Source organism: Brevibacterium pigmentatum (assembly GCF_011617465.1).
GTDB classification, from domain to species: Bacteria; Actinomycetota; Actinomycetes; order Actinomycetales; family Brevibacteriaceae; genus Brevibacterium; species Brevibacterium pigmentatum.
This window is the reverse complement of the sequence record NZ_CP050153.1, coordinates 698,295-713,215: the sequence shown is the minus strand read 5'-3', so window position 1 is coordinate 713,215 and position 14,921 is coordinate 698,295. Positions and strand designations below refer to the sequence as shown.

The window sequence follows — 14,921 nt, the reverse complement described above, 5'->3', positions numbered from 1 at the left end:
TCAGCCTCGCACCCACCGGTCGGCGTCACCGTCATAGCGCCATTCGACCACCTCGATGACGGTGTCGATGACGTCGTTGAGCCAGAACGTCGTATCCGGGTGCCAGCCCGCGACGAGGCTCGCGGTCCGATCATCGGTGCTCCCCACGGTGGGAATCGTCTCCGATTCCTCGCCAAGGCGGCCCTGTCCTTCACCCGGAAAGCCGGGGCCGACATCGATGACCGCACCTGCCGTCCGCAGATAACCGGCCAGGCCGACATGAACACCGTCGAACTCTTCGGCGACGCGTGACCAGTCCGGGATGACCCAACGGCCCTTGCGTCCGGTCGTTTCGAACCATACGTGACGGCGTTGGGCGGTAACGTCGATCGGGTAGCGACGGCACAGTTCGGCCCAATCTTTGGGTGTCCGGATCTCGGCGATGCGGGCGTCCTGGCGCAGCTTCAGCCGGCAGGCTCGGGCACGCTCGAGACCGAAATCGTCCTCAACGAGTTCGACGCCGATCGGAGCCCCGTCGGGCCATTTCGACGTCGATGACCAGAGGCCGAAAGGCGGAGTCGACCACCATTCGCCCGAGATCTCCGCATAGGGGTTCTTCGCGAAGTCGTAACGGTGACTGGTTTCCGTGGTCAGAACTTCTGCGAGCCATTCGTCAAGTCCCCAGGGCGGCTGGATTCCACCGCCGGTCCGGCGCGGGTAGAGGTCGGTCAGCGTGATTTCGGTGTGCTCCTCTGCCGAGTCGACCGGGCCTGGCTTCAGGTCGAATACCGCCGGCAGCGAACCACGGTGCTCTTCATCGTCCCACGAAAAAGCCCATTGATCAGTCGAGTTGAGCGGCAGCGACCAGCCGTCGAGCAGTCCGGTGTCGATGAGGGTCTCTGCGAAAGGACGCAGGGCTTCGCGCACCTCCGGGTTAACCGCGACCTGGTCCGCACCGTGAGGAGGCTGCCAATACATGGCACTGGAGATGACCTCAGCCATCTCGTCCTCGAGCTCATCTTGGGTTGGGATCACCGGTGTGACGCGGAGAAGAGCTGCCGCGACGTCGTGGGCAGTGACGTCCTGGCTCATGTCTTTTGGCCCTGTTGAGAGTGTGGGTGCTGGTTTGTATTCCCATTCGGAATCCGGCACCGCGTCATCGTCGCGGACGTAGACCGTCCCAGCCATTCCCTGTGCCGCATCGAGCTGTGAACCGGCGGCGTAAACAGCGCTGCGCAATTCAGCCAAAGCTCGCGCTTCCTCGGTGAGAGGTGCGCCCTCCTCATCGAATTCGTCGTCGCGCCCATTCAGGGCCAGCCCGAACACGAGTGAGCGTCCCCGCGGGGACGCGAGCAGATCCTCGGCGCTCATCCGTCCATCCGGATCGGTTGGGTACGTGGTCATGGTCCCGAGGCTACGCGACCCCGTTGGCACACGGCACCTCACCTCTGCCGGGTGCCCGCCGCAGCTCAGCGGGTCGCGAAGCGCTTCGGCACGAGCTTCTCCAACGGCAGGAACGCCGCCCAGCAGATGACGGTCGGCAGGAAGTGGATGCCCAGCGCAAGATAGGTCATGAGGTGGAAGAGGAAGAAGAAGGCGACGGCCCCGTACAGCCACTTCTTCTTGAGGAACAGGACGACGGGTGAGAGGAACTCGAAGACGAGCGTCGCCCACTGCGCGGCGATGAGGAGGCCGGGCATCTCGAGGAACGGTTTCGACCATTCGGCGCCGCGGCGCATGAGCGCCCAGATGATGACCGCACCGTTGGCCCAATGCGTGATATTGCCCGAGGCGATCCACTTCATGAGCACCGAGTAGAAGTAGGTGAGCACGACCGCGATCTGCACCATGCGCAGTGCCCACCCGGCCCTCGCCGAGGCGGTGCCGACGTCCCGGAAGCGCGCCGTTCCGATCGTGGGCAGGACGAAGGCGGCGATGACGAGCGCCAGATGATCGTGCGCGACGTAACCGTAGCCCTGCGTGTAGAACATCCACGCACCGAAGCTGATCGCCACGGCCCAACCGCTGATGCGCTGAAGGATCCCTGCTGCGGCGAGCAGAGAGAAGACGATGATGAGGGCAAGCAGGATCTGCGCGCCGAGGACGCTGACCGCAGGAATGTGGAGGAGCCTCGCCAACCACAGCGGCTGGTAGAACTCGGGTGTCCATCCGTGGGCGATGACGTCGCCGGAGATCGTGAGCACATCGATGATGATGAAGACGTAGATGAACACGCGGAACACGGCCACCCGGGCCAAGGAGACCTCGGGCATGAACCAGCGGAGGAACGGATTCGTGGGGGCCGCCTCGGCGGGGGTGTTCGTCAGGGTCGGGGTGCCGCTCATCGGACCTCCCATTCCGCCAGCGTCGTCTTCTCGGGTTCGCCGACGGCCAGGCCATTCTTCAGTTGGGTGGTGGTGCGGCAGAGGATCATCGTCTCGGGTTTCGGTTCGTCCGGGTGCAGCCGGATGTACGAGTCGGCCATCGACTGCAGGAGTTCGGGGTGGGCGATGACGCGGTCGAGTTGGGATTCGACGTCGCCGCGTTCGATGCCGACGGTCGCGGTGTTGAAGCCGAGGCGGCGCGGTTCGTCCTCGCCGGGGAATTGGGCTTCGATGCACGTGGAGTTCACCGTGCCGTTGAGGTCTTTGGCGGTGGCGTACTGGGTGAGCGAGCCGAGCGGGAAGAAGTCGTTGGTGTTGAGGATCTGTCCGCAGGTGAGGATGACGAAGGCGATGGCGGGAATGACGATGCGCCAGCCGATTGAGATCTTCGACAGCGGTTTCGCGCTGGCCGTAGCCTGGGTGCTGCGGGAGCCGGCGGACGTGCCGGAAGCAGCATGGCGGCTGGAGTCGTCGGAGGCGGAGTCGGCACCTGCGGCGGCGGGGTCCTGACTCGTCAGGAGACGGCGCTTCTTCTGTTCCATACGCTTGCGGGACTCGTCCTCTCGGGTGCGGCTCGTTCGCAGACAATCCTATCCGCCCAATTACTACCTGACGGCGGCCCAGCAACCTGGCGCCAGGTTGCTGGGCCGCCGTCAGGTAGTAATTGGGGTTAGGAGCTGCGGGCGTAGAGGTTGAGCTGCTCCCACCCGGCCGCATACTTCTGGAAGGCCGCGACCGCGGACTCGGAATCGCTGTTGCTCAGCGCGGTGACCCACGAGTCGACGAGTTCCGCGGCCTCGCTCGGCCACAGCACATCGGACATCCCGCCGAGGTCGAGCTCGAGGATCGAGTTCATATCGAAGGTATCGATCCACTCGGCCAGGACCGAGGTCTGCTCGACCATGTCGACGACCTTCGAAGTGTCCGCGATCGTCTCCGAAGCCCATTCCATGCGCGCCGAGGCGGCCAGGATGTCCGTGCGGATGAGCACCCGCAGACCCTCGTCGGTCTCCTCGGTGATGATCTGGTCCTCGGTCAGAGAGAAGAACAGCCACCACGACGGCGGCACGTCCCACGCCGAGACCCGGGTGAAGATCCGTGTGTCCTTCGCGTCCTGCAGCCACTCCGCACGCCGGCTCGCGGCACGCCGCCGAGCGGTCTTCGGAGCGACGATGTCCAAGGTCGCCTTCGAGGTGTGCTCTGTCAGCGATTCGAGCGCCTCCCATCCGCGGATGTCCTCCTGAGCAGGGCAGAAACGGTCCACTCCGTCCGCGGTCTGAGACGCCGGAAGGAAGATCGGAGTGCGCCGGAAAGAATCGGCCACAGGTGACGGAGGCAGGGAGATCAAGCGCTTGTCAGCGTCGTGGGAAATCTGCTCCTCGATGCGTGACCGGTTGTCCTCCACCCGCCTGTCTTGCAATTCGGAATGCACCACAAGAGGTTCGAAGATCCGCAGGGTGACGACATAATCGCGACGGTAGGCCATGGGTTCAGCCTATCCAAGGTCGGCTCGCAAAATGGAACTTCCCAGTACGAACAGGTAGGATTTAAGCGCATAGCAGAGATCTAGTCCGGGGCTATTCGCCCCATAGACGACGGAGGGGGTCACGCCAGTGGGTCGCGGCCGCGCAAAGGCAAAGCAGATCAAGGTAGCTCGGAAGCTGAAGTACTACAGCCCGGATACCGACCTTAATAGACTCCAGCAGGAGCTGGGCGCCGACGCGCACAAGTCTGGTCCGTCCGATCCTTACGACGATGAACCTGACTACTCGGCTTACGCCGACAAGTACAACGTCGACGATGACGACGAGTACGAGAACTGAGCCAGCCGCAGTCGGCTGATCTGACATCGCAGAGGGCGGGGACTTCGGTCCCCGCCCTCTGCCGTTCCCGCATATGGTCCACTACGCCGGGACATCCCCTCGCCGAGGCGGCTGTGCCCTCGCGCGCATCCCCCACCGTTCCGTGCAGTTCCTTCCGTCCCGTGGCCATCACCCACCGGAAGCACCACACCCCCGTGCAGGAGCACGAGGGTGTGAGAGTACGGGTGAGGGATGCTCCGCAGCGAAACGCAGAGCCGCACGAGCCTTACTGCAGGATCGCGGCGCCCCCGTCGACGCCCTTGGCGCCCTGCACATAGTCGGGGTCGGTGGCGAGAGTTCCGTCGTCGGCGGCGACGTCGCCGAGCACCCAGGCTCCGGGGCTAGCGACGAGCACACCGTCGACCGATTCCGCGTCGACGACGAGGACCATGCCGACGCCGAGGTTCCAGGTGCGTTCCCGGTCGTCCTGCGGCACTCCGCCGAGATCACCGAGTACGTTGAACACCGCCGGGATCTTCCACGAAGCCCGTGACATCTTCGCCACCAGCCCCTGCGGGAGCACCCTGGCCACATTGGCCGAGAGTCCTCCGCCGGTGACATGCGAGACCGAATGCACGGCTTCGGGCAGCGCGTCGAAGAGAGCGGCGAGCTCACCGGTGTAGACATGGGTGGGAACGAGCAGCTCCTCACCGAGGGTGCGCCCGAACTCCGAGACATGCTTATCCAGGCCCCATCCTGCCTCGGCGATGATGTGGCGGACCAGGGAGTAGCCGTTGGAGTGGATGCCCGAGGACGGCAGACCGATGAGCACGTCACCGGCACGGACCTTCTCGGGTCCAAGCAGCTTCGAGGCCTCGACGACACCGGTGGCGGCACCGGCGACATCGTACTCATCGACTCCGAGCAGCCCCGGGTGTTCGGCGGTCTCCCCGCCGACCAGGGCGACACCGGCCGAGGCACAGGCGTCGGCGATTCCCCGCACGATATCGGCGATGCGTTCGGCCACGACCTTGCCGCAGGCGATGTAGTCGGTCATGAACAGGGGTCGGGCACCGCAGACGATGATGTCGTCGACGACCATGCCCACAAGGTCGTAGCCGATGGTGTCGTGCTTATCCATGGCCTGAGCGATGGCGACCTTCGTGCCCACTCCGTCGGTCGACGAGGCGAGCAGCGGACGCTCGAAGTCCTTGAGCACCGAGACGTTGAAGAGTCCGGCGAATCCGCCCATCCCACCGACGACCGAGGAGTTGTGGGTGGCCGAGACGGCAGCCTTCATCAGTTCGACGGCGCGGTCTCCGGCCTCGACGTCGACGCCGGCGGCGGCATAGGTGGTGGACTTCGGGTTCGCTTCGGAACTCAACTCAGCATCCTTTGTCGGCGGGTGTGTTGTTGACGGGAATCGGGTACTCGCCCGAGAAGCAGGCGGTGCACAGCTGACTGCGCTCCTGCTCGGTGGCGGCGATCATGCCGTCCAGAGAGATATAGCCCAGCGAGTCCGCGCCAAGGTTCTCGCAGATCTCGTTCGTGGTCAGGCCGTTGGCGATGAGCTCGGCACGGGTGGCGAAGTCGATGCCGTAGAAGCACGGCCACTTCACCGGCGGGGAGGAGATGCGCACATGGACCTCGGCCGCTCCGGCCTCCCGCAGCATGCGGATCAGGGCGCGCTGAGTGTTTCCGCGCACGATCGAATCGTCGACGACGACGAGGCGTCGGCCCTCGATGTTCTCCCGGATCGGGTTGAGCTTGAGGCGGATGCCCAGCTGCCGCAGGGTCTGCGAAGGCTGGATGAAGGTGCGTCCGACATAGGCGTTCTTCATCAGCCCCTGGCCGAACGGGATGCCCGAGGCCTCGGCATAGCCGACGGCCGCAGGGGTGCCCGATTCCGGGGTGGCGATGACCAGGTCTGCGTCAACAGGGTACTCCTCGGCCAGCTGGCGGCCCATCTGGGTCCGTGCGGCGTGGACGTTCTTGCCGTTGAGCTTGCTGTCGGGACGCGCGAGGTAGACGTATTCGAAGACGCAGCGAGCTTGGCTCGGTTCGGCGAAGCGGTGCGAACGCAGACCGTCTTCGTCGATGGCGATGAGCTCACCGGGTTCGATGTCGCGGACGAACTTAGCACCGACGATGTCGAGTGCCGCGGTCTCCGAGGCCACGACCCAGCCGTTCTCCAGCCGGCCCAGCGACAGGGGTCGGACCCCGTGCCGGTCACGCGCGGCGTAGAGGGTGTGCTCGTCCATGTAGACCAGCGAGAACGCGCCTTCGACATGCGGCAGCAGACTCAGCGCCGCCTCGGTGAGGTTCTCTCCGTCTTCGGTCGCGAAGAGCTCGGTGACCAGGGAGGTGTCATTCGAGGAATCACGGAAGGGCCGGGTGCGGGCCGACTTCTTCGTGGCCTCCTCGACGACCTTCGTCGCGTGGTCGCGGCGGGCATCGGCCATGCCTTCGAGAGCGTCGAAGTTCGTCAGATTGCCGTTGTGGGCCAGCGCCACGGTGCCGAATGGGGTCGGCCCCAGGGTGGGCTGAGCGTTCTCGAACGACGGTGATCCGGTCGTCGAATACCGGGTGTGGCCGACGGCGATATGGCCCTGCAGGAGCTCGAGATCGCGTTCGTGGAACACCTGGGAGACCAGGCCCATGTCTCGGTAGATGAGGATCTGCTTGCCGTTGCTGGCAGCGATTCCCGCGGACTCCTGTCCGCGGTGCTGCAGGGCGTAGAGCCCGAAGTATGTGAGTTTGGCGGTTTCCTCGCCGGGGGCCCAGACTCCGAACACACCGCATTCGTCCTGCGGTCCGCGGTCCTGGGGGTCGATTTCGTGCGTCAGCTGCCCGTCTCCTCTTGCCACGAGTGAAATTGTCTCATACCCGCAACGGCGCCCTGACCCGGTGCTCAGACTGTGGAACCGGGGGCCGAATCCCGTCCGGTTTCCGCGTCGCCCTCGTCGTCGGCTGCGGGCTGAGCATGCGTATCGTCTGCGGGCGCGGACTCCGTGTTCGCCGAGGCGGGGGTGCCCTCGTCGGCACCGGCGTCGGGGTCCTCAGCCGCTCCGGAATCGGGGTCCTCCCCGCGGGCTTCGGCGATGCGGCGGCGTGCGATCTCCTTCGGATCGTCGACCATGTCGATCTGCGCATCGACCCGGAACTCCTTCGCCTTCTTCCGTCCCCTCCAGTCGAGGATGAGGGCGACGAGTCCGCCGAGGAACAGTCCGCCGATCCCGAGGACGAGCAGCATCAGGCCCATCCCCTTGCCCACCGTATAGCCCATCGGCATATCGGCCGGGTCGACGAAGATCGCGAGGATTCCAGCGATCGCGATGCCGAGCACCGCGCCGATGCCCATGAACACCGAGTACTTGGGGCTGCGACGGACGGAGACGTCGATCTGGTCCTTCATGATCTCCTTGGACACGTGGCCGGATGGGGCCGATGGATCACCGGGAATACCCCGGAACAACAGGTCCCGAACAGTCTAGTCGAGTCAGCCTGAGGTTCTTCCCAGGCAGTCTCACGCCACTTCCCATAAACTGGACACAACTAAACTGGACTCACCCAGGTTAACGGTCACTGAAGACAGAGGTTTGCGATATGTCCCACACGATCATCGTCGGCATCGACGGTTCCGACAACGCCGAATGCGCCCTGCAGTGGGCGATCACGCACGCACAGAAGACCTCCGCAGAGATCCGCATCGTCTCCGCCTACACCGTCCCCGGCGTCAATATGAGCCAGGCCGATATCGTCTACCCCGCCGATTTCGACGACGCCGTGAAGAAGACCGTCGAAGACATCGCCGAGGCGGCCGCCGCCACCGTCACCAAGGCCGGCGTTCCCGTGTCGACGACGATCGTGCCCGGTGACGCCTCCGGAGTGATGGTCGAGCATTCGAAGAACGCCGCCCTCGCCGTCGTCGGCGCGCGCGGTCGCGGCGGGTTCGCCGGTCGCCTCCTCGGATCCGTGGCCCTGGCCATGCCCGCGCATTCGCAGTGCCCCACCCTCGTCGTCCCGAGCACGTGGCCGACCCGGATCATGCCGACGACTCCCCTGCCCATCGATGATCCCGTCCGCACGACCGATGATCCCTCCGCCGAGGCGGACGGACGGTCGCGTCCCGACTTCTCCGGTGAGGTCGTCGCCGCCGTCGATCCCTTCGAGACCGACACCCCGGTGCTGCGTGCCGCGGCCGCTCAGGCCGCGATCTACGGTGTTCCGCTGCGCCTCGTCGGGGTCACCGCCACGCACATCCTCTCGCCCGAGTGGATGCCCAGCGAAGAACATCTCATCCGGATGTACGACGAGGCGGCGAAGGCCTTCACCGCTGCTGCCGAGTCGCTGAAGGGAGACTTCCCCGATCTCGAGGTGCGGTTCTCGATCTTCGATGCACCTGCCACCGAGGTGCTCGTGTCGGCCACGTACACCGCAGATCTCCTGGTCATCGGCTCCCGTGGCCGCGGCGGGTTCGTCTCCACCATCCTCGGGTCGACGTCGCAGGGTGTGCTCTCGCATGCCGTGTGCCCGGTGCGGGTGGTGCGGGTCAACCGCCGCCAGCCGGGCCGCCGCCGCTGAGGCGCGGCGCCGTCATCCGAGCGCGATGAGCCCGATGCCCGCAACCACGATAAGGGCACCGGCGAGTTTGAGCAGCACGTTCCTCTCCCCGAAGAACCACCACGCTAGCAGGGTGCCGACGATGATCGAGGTCTCCCGCACGGGGGCTACGAGCGCCACCGGCGCCTGCTGCATCGCGTAGAGGACGAGCACGTACGCGAGCGGTGAGAGGATCGCCACGGTCACGAGCGCGCGCTTGTGGCTCAAAAGGATCTCGCGGAAGTCCGCGCGCTTCTCCCGGCCGCCGGGAAGCGCGACCATTCCGACGGTCATGATGAGCCCGACGCAGGCTTCGGAGACGGCGAAGTAGAGCAGCGGGGAATCGCTGACATGGTTCACGGCGAAGTCGTCCCAGAGTGTGTACGAGGCGATGAACGCCCCGATCAGCCCGCCCCAGGCGAGCCCCCGTCGCAGACCGTCGCTGCTCGTGGGGCCGTCCCCGCCGCCGCGGGGACGGATCGTGACGACGGCGATGCCGGCGATGACGGTGAAGGCTCCGACCGCCTCGGCGAGGGTGGGACGCTCACCGAGGAAGGCCACGGCGATGATGATCGTCACGACCGGCCCGATGCCGCGCGCCGTCGGGTAGACGACGCCCAGCGGGGCGTGGTCGTAACCGGACTGCAGGGCCACGGAGTAGGCGATGTGGAAGACCGCGCTCAGTGCCGCCGCGCCGACCAGTCCCCAGTTCAGCGGCTGCGCGCCGGTGGCGATGATGACGGCCGCGACCGGGGCGAGCAGGAGCGCCGAGAGCCCGTGGTAGGCGAGCACGAAGGCATAGCCTCTGCCGGTGACGGACTTCGCGGCGAGGTTCCAGACGGCGTGGGCGACGGCGGCGATGAGGACGAGCCCGAGCACCGGGAAGGTCATCGGCGCACCGGCCCCTTCCTCACCGTCACAGCTTGATGGCGACGGTCTTCGTCTGCGTGTATTCGTCGAGGGCTTCGATGGACTTCTCGCGACCGTAACCGGACTTCTTGAACCCGCCGAAGGGCAGTTCGACTCCACCGCCGGCACCATAGGTGTTGACGAAGATCTGGCCGGCATCGACCTCGGCAGCCAGGCGGTGGGCGCGGGAGATGTTCTGCGTCCACAGTGCGCTGACGAGGCCGTAGTCGGTGCCGTTGGCCAGCGCCACGGCTTCGTCGTCGTCGGCGAACGGCAGGGTCGCGACGACGGGGCCGAAGACCTCTTCCTGGGCGATCCGGGACTTAGGGTCGACGGAGTCGACGATGGTGGGGGTGATGAACGACCCAGCGGCGAGGTCGTCGGCCAGACCGTCGGGTCGGGTGCCGCCCGTGATGATCTGTCCGGAGTCGACTGTGGCGAGGAACCCGCCGACCCGTTCATGCTGTTTGGTCGAGATCAGGGGCCCGAGCATCGGGTCGTCGAGGCCGTAGCCGATGGTCACCTTCGCCATGGCCGCGGCCATCTTGTCGACGACCTCGGCGTGGATGTCGCGGTGGACGATGAGCCGGGATCCGGCCGAGCAGGTCTGCCCGGCGTTCTGGATGATCGAGCGCACGAGCGATGGGATCGCCGCATCGATATCGGCATCGGGGAAGACGATGTTCGCGGACTTCCCACCGAGCTCGAGGACCGTGGGCACGACTCGATCGGCGGCGGCGTGGGCGATGGCCGAACCGGTCTGCGTCGACCCGACGAAGCCCAGATGTGCCACCCCGGGGTGGGCGCTCAACGCCGCTCCCGCCTCGGCGCCGAGTCCGGTGACGACGTTGAAGGTTCCGGCCGGGAAGCCCACGGAGTGGATGAGTTCAGCCAACCGCACGGTCGAGCGCGGGGTCTCATCCGCGGGTTTGGCCACGGCGCAGTTGCCGGTGGCCAGCGAGGTGGCGGCGGCACGGCCGATGAGCTGGAGCGGATAGTTCCAAGCCACGATGTGTCCGGTGACGCCGAAGGGCTCCCGGCGCGTGTAGACGTGCATGTCCTCGGCCAGCGGGATCGCGTGACCGTAGTAGGACTCGATGGTGTGGCCGTAGAACTCGAAGTAGCGGGCGCACACGTCGACGTCGGCATAGGCCTGGGTGAGCGGTTTGCCCGTGTCCTCGGATTCGATGCGGGCCAGATCGTCGCGGTTGGCGGTGATGACGGCGGCGGTGGCGATGAGCAGGCGGGAGCGCTGTTCCGGGCTCGAGCGCTTCCATTCCCGCTGCGCTTTCGCCGCAGCCTGCACCGCCCGGTCGACTTCATCGGCTCCGGCGCGGGCGATATCGCCGAGCTGGCCTCCGGTGGCCGGGTCGATATTGGCGTAGGTGAGCAGGGACGGCACATGCCGACCGCCGATGAACGACGTCGTCTGCGTGATCTGTGCGCTCATGCTCGGGCCTCGAGTTCTGCGGTGGTGAAGAGGGGCAGGAAGTCGCCGAGGTCGGCTCGGGTTCCCGAGGCCTCGATATCGCCGGCGGCGAGCGCGGTCGCGAAGTCGGTGCGTCCGGTGACCAGACCCAGCCACACCTCGGCCGAGGTCTCGACGACGTTCGGCGGGGTGCCGCGGGTGTGCCGGGGTCCGGCGATGCATTGGGTGACGCCGAACGGCGGGACCCGGACTTCGACGCTGTTGCCTTCGGCTCGGGAGGCGAGCTCCTCGAGGGTGAACCGCACGGCGGTGGCGATGGTCGACCGGTCGGCCGGGGCTGCGTCGAGCCTCGCCTGAGTCAGCCACATCTCGAGTGCGCTGCGCCCCTGATCGGGGTCGATCCTTCTGCGAATCGCCATCAGTCCCTCTTCCTCTCACCGATTGTGGCAATATCTTCCCCGAGCTCCAGGCGTCCGACAACGTTCGTCCGCCCCTCGGAATCCCTGCCTCCGGTGACCGGATCCGTGATCGCCGCGATCACGGCGTCGACCGTATCCTTCCCCGACGCCGAGGCGGCTCCCGGCTCAACGTCGAACGCTCCCGCCCACTGGAGCAGGGTGAGGGCGACGAGCCCGGTGGCCCGCGAGGACCCGTCGAGGCATTTCACGGCGACGGCATACCCGGAGCGGGTGGCCATGACGATGACTCCTTCGGCCCCGCCCTTGGCGAAGACGCCGAGCTTGTCTATGACGGTCGAATTCGGTCGGCCGTGTCCTTCGATCGTCCCCGGGTCGGCGAAGACCGCCTCGGTGAGGGTGCGAGCCTCGCTCTCATAGGCAGCCCACGCTCCCGCCTCCTCGGCGTCACCGTCGCTGCTGCCGATCCGGATGACGCGGCCGATGGCGCGGGCGAGGCCGGTGAGGCTGAGCGCGAACACGGGAGCCCCACAGCCGTCGATGCCGACCGCGGACGGTTCCTCCGAAGCGAAGGCGGTGACCACCTCGGCGACCTTCTGCTGCACGGGATGCTCCGGGGACAGATAGGTGGCGGTGTCGGCGCCGATGGCGCGGGCTGCGGCGAGGAATGCCGCGTGCTTGCCGGAGCAGTTGAAGTACAGGGGCGAGCGCGGGTCCGTGTTCTCCTCTCCCCGAGCCCGCGCCGATTCCTGCAGTTGACGACGGAAGGCTCCGTCGGCGGGATGGGCGGACGGGCACTGCAGGTCGGACACGCTCAGCCCGGCATTCTCGAGCATCGCGGACACGACCGCCACATGCCCGGCTTCACACTTGTGTGAGGCAGCGGCCAGGGCCGCGGCCGGTCCCTCGAGCTGCGCGCCGAGGCTCATCGCCGCGATCGCCTGCAGCGGTTTGAGACTCGACCGGGTGAACACGGGAATCTCCGGAGCACCCAGGCTGATCAACGGTGATCCCTGCGGGTCGAGGACGACGGCGGACCCGATGTGCCGGGATTCGACGAAGCCGGAGCGCTCGACGACGGCGAGCTCAGCGGCTTGGGCGGCGGTGAAAGTCGAGAAGGTCACGCACTCAAGCCTACGACCCTTTAGGCTGGTGGCGTGAAGGTTCTTGTCATCGGTTCGGGCGCCCGTGAACACGCCCTCGTCCTTGCTCTCGCGCGCGACCCACAGGTCGACGCCGTCATCGCCGCTCCCGGCAATCCCGGCATCGCGCAGATCGCGCACACCGAGGCCGTCGACGCCTCGGATGCCGCCGCCGTGACCGCGCTGGCCGAGTCCCTCGACGTCGATCTCGTCGTCATCGGGCCCGAAGCCCCGCTGGTCGCCGGTGTTGCGGATGCTCTGCGCGAAGCCTCGTTCCCCGTCTTCGGACCCAGCGCGGAGGCCGCGCACCTCGAAGGCTCCAAGGCGTTCGCGAAGGAGGTCATGGAGTCCGCGAATGTGCCGACGTCCTCCGCCCGCGTCGCCTACTCCTCCGACGAGGCGGCGGCCGCGCTGCGCGAATTCGGCGCCCCGCATGTGGTGAAGGCCGATGGGCTTGCCGCCGGGAAGGGAGTCGTCGTCACCGATGACTTCGACGCCGCGATGACGCATGCGAGCTCCTGCCTCGAGGTCTCCGACCGGGTCGTCATCGAGGACTATCTCGACGGCCCCGAGGTCTCCCTGTTCGTCCTCTGCGACGGCAAGACCACCGTCCCCCTGGCCCCGGCGCAGGACTTCAAACGCATCGGAGACGGTGACACCGGACCGAACACGGGCGGAATGGGCGCGTATTCGCCGCTGCCGTGGCTGCCTGCGGGCACGGTCGAGGAGATCGTCGACACCGTCGCCCAGCCCGTCGTCGATGAGATGACCCGCCGCGGCACGCCGTTCACCGGACTCCTCTACTGCGGACTCGCGCTGACGTCGAAGGGTCTGCGCGTCATCGAGTTCAACGTCCGCTTCGGCGATCCGGAGACCCAGTCGGTGCTCGCCCGCCTGTCCAGCCCCCTGGGCCAGACGCTGCTCGCCGCTGCCGAAGGCCGCCTGAACGAGACCGCACCCCTCGAATGGGATCCGCGCTCCTCGGTGACCGTGGTCATGGCCGCCGAGAACTACCCTGGCACTCCGAACACCGGAGACATCATCCGCGGGCTCGACACCGTCGCAACCCTGCCCGCTGTCAGCGTCCTGCACGCGGGCACGAAACTCGCGACCGGTCCCAGCGGCGGATTCGCCCCCGAGGATGCTGTGATCACGAAGGACATCGCCGAGACCGGTGACATCGTCACCTCCGGCGGCCGCGTGCTCTCCGTCGTCTCCCTCGGTGACGACCTCGACGATGCGCGGGCAAAGGCCTATGCCGCGGTCGACGAGATCAAGTGGGACGGTGAGCAGCATCGCACCGATATCGCCGAGGCGGCCGCCGCCGGTCGCATCGAACTCGCCTCCGGATACGCCGCCCCCGCACCGCACCCTCCGGTGCTGCCGGGCTGGAAGCACGTGTACTCGGGGAAGGTCCGCGACCTCTACATTCCTGCCGATGCCGCCGATGCCGCGAGCGCCGAACAGCTGCTCATGGTCGCCTCGGACCGGATCTCGGCCTATGACTGGGTGCTCGATTCGGAGATCCCGGACAAGGGGAAGGTGCTCACGGGCCTGAGCCTGTGGTGGTTCGATCAGCTCGCCGATGTCATCGGCAACCATGTCGTCAGCTCGGATGTGCCCGAAGCCGTCCGCGGCCGCGGACTCATCGTGAAGAACCTCAAGATGTTCCCTGTCGAGTGCGTCGCCCGCGGCTACCTCACCGGTTCGGGCATGTCCGACTACCGGGCGACCGGGTCCGTGTGCGGAATCCAGCTGCCCGCCGGACTCGTCGAGGCCGATCGCCTCGAACCTCCGATCTTCACCCCGGCGACGAAGGCCGAGCTCGGGGAACACGATGAGAACGTCAGCTTCGACGCCGTCGCGAAGACCGTCGGCACCGAGACCGCAGAGAAGCTGCGCGACCTGACCGTGGAGATCTACCAGCGCGCCGAGCAGATCGCCAGGGAACGCGGAATCATCCTCGCCGACACGAAGTTCGAGTTCGGGACCCTGCCCGATGGCACGATCGTCCTCGGTGACGAAGTGCTCACCCCGGACTCCTCCCGCTTCTGGGACGCCGAGGGCTATGAGGCCGGCAAGGCGCAGTCGAGCTTCGACAAGCAGTTCGTCCGCGACTGGCTGACCGAGGAGTCCGGCTGGGACAAGGCATCGGACACTCCTCCCCCTGCGCTGCCCGCCGAGGTCGTCGAGAAGACCCGTGCCCGCTACATCGAGGCCTTCGAGAAGCTCACCGGGGAGACGTTCCCCGGCTGAGT

14 protein-coding genes are annotated in these 14,921 nt (G+C 66.7%); 3 read left to right on the top strand and 11 right to left on the bottom strand.

Annotated features, from left to right (window positions below):
• From GUY30_RS03070 to GUY30_RS03055, 4 genes are all read right to left on the bottom strand, one after another.
• A complete protein-coding gene (locus GUY30_RS03070) occupies positions 1–1,383 on the bottom strand; it encodes a hypothetical protein (protein ID WP_167193995.1) in 1,383 nt (460 codons plus the stop codon).
• 65 nt (positions 1,384–1,448) lie between these two features.
• The gene (locus GUY30_RS03065; protein WP_228281652.1) at positions 1,449–2,324 is read right to left on the bottom strand and encodes an HTTM domain-containing protein; all 876 of its coding nucleotides are present in this window, start codon (positions 2,322–2,324) and stop codon (positions 1,449–1,451) included.
• A complete protein-coding gene (locus GUY30_RS03060; RefSeq protein WP_167193991.1) occupies positions 2,321–2,905 on the bottom strand; it encodes a hypothetical protein in 585 nt (194 codons plus the stop codon). Before GUY30_RS03060 ends, GUY30_RS03065 begins: the two co-directional genes overlap by 4 nt.
• Before the next feature lie 128 nt (positions 2,906–3,033).
• Positions 3,034–3,849, bottom strand: a complete 816-nt coding sequence (locus GUY30_RS03055; protein ID WP_167193989.1) for a DUF8083 family protein — start codon at positions 3,847–3,849, stop codon at positions 3,034–3,036.
• Positions 3,850–3,976: 127 nt separating this feature from the next.
• Here GUY30_RS03055 and GUY30_RS03050 point away from each other — a divergent pair, with 127 nt between their 5' ends.
• A complete protein-coding gene (locus GUY30_RS03050) occupies positions 3,977–4,186 on the top strand; it encodes a DUF3073 domain-containing protein (RefSeq protein WP_039208206.1) in 210 nt (69 codons plus the stop codon).
• A gap of 265 nt (positions 4,187–4,451) precedes the next feature.
• Here GUY30_RS03050 and purM read toward each other — a convergent pair whose 3' ends face one another.
• The 3 genes from purM to GUY30_RS03035 are packed head-to-tail and all read right to left on the bottom strand — an operon-like array spanning position 4,452 to position 7,580.
• Complete coding sequence (purM, locus tag GUY30_RS03045) at positions 4,452–5,549, bottom strand: phosphoribosylformylglycinamidine cyclo-ligase (protein ID WP_167193987.1); 1,098 nt, start codon at positions 5,547–5,549, stop codon at positions 4,452–4,454.
• A gap of 1 nt (position 5,550) precedes the next feature.
• A complete protein-coding gene (gene purF / locus GUY30_RS03040) occupies positions 5,551–7,032 on the bottom strand; it encodes an amidophosphoribosyltransferase (protein WP_167193985.1) in 1,482 nt (493 codons plus the stop codon).
• Positions 7,033–7,076: 44 nt separating this feature from the next.
• Positions 7,077–7,580, bottom strand: a complete 504-nt coding sequence (locus GUY30_RS03035; protein ID WP_208091476.1) for a hypothetical protein — start codon at positions 7,578–7,580, stop codon at positions 7,077–7,079.
• 191 nt (positions 7,581–7,771) lie between these two features.
• Here GUY30_RS03035 and GUY30_RS03030 point away from each other — a divergent pair, with 191 nt between their 5' ends.
• Positions 7,772–8,749 (top strand): universal stress protein, encoded by a 978-nt coding sequence (locus tag GUY30_RS03030; protein ID WP_167193984.1) that lies wholly within the window; start codon positions 7,772–7,774, stop codon positions 8,747–8,749.
• Between the two features lie 12 nt (positions 8,750–8,761).
• Here the strand turns inward: GUY30_RS03030 and GUY30_RS03025 are convergent, their stop codons facing one another.
• From GUY30_RS03025 to GUY30_RS03010, 4 genes are read right to left on the bottom strand one after another with little or no spacing between them, the layout of a single operon-like run.
• Entirely contained in the window at positions 8,762–9,658 is an 897-nt protein-coding gene (locus tag GUY30_RS03025) for an EamA family transporter (RefSeq protein ID WP_167193982.1), read from the bottom strand.
• Between the two features lie 25 nt (positions 9,659–9,683).
• The gene (locus GUY30_RS03020) at positions 9,684–11,126 is read right to left on the bottom strand and encodes an aldehyde dehydrogenase family protein (protein WP_167193980.1); all 1,443 of its coding nucleotides are present in this window, start codon (positions 11,124–11,126) and stop codon (positions 9,684–9,686) included.
• Positions 11,123–11,524, bottom strand: a complete 402-nt coding sequence (locus tag GUY30_RS03015; RefSeq protein ID WP_167193978.1) for a sterol carrier family protein — start codon at positions 11,522–11,524, stop codon at positions 11,123–11,125. Before GUY30_RS03015 ends, GUY30_RS03020 begins: the two co-directional genes overlap by 4 nt.
• Positions 11,524–12,645, bottom strand: coding sequence for an asparaginase (locus GUY30_RS03010; RefSeq protein WP_167193976.1), 1,122 nt, complete (start codon positions 12,643–12,645; stop codon positions 11,524–11,526). Before GUY30_RS03010 ends, GUY30_RS03015 begins: the two co-directional genes overlap by 1 nt.
• A 33-nt stretch (positions 12,646–12,678) precedes the next feature.
• Here GUY30_RS03010 and purD point away from each other — a divergent pair, with 33 nt between their 5' ends.
• Positions 12,679–14,919, top strand: a complete 2,241-nt coding sequence (purD, locus tag GUY30_RS03005) for a phosphoribosylamine--glycine ligase (protein ID WP_167193974.1) — start codon at positions 12,679–12,681, stop codon at positions 14,917–14,919.
• Positions 14,920–14,921: the final 2 nt, after the last annotated feature.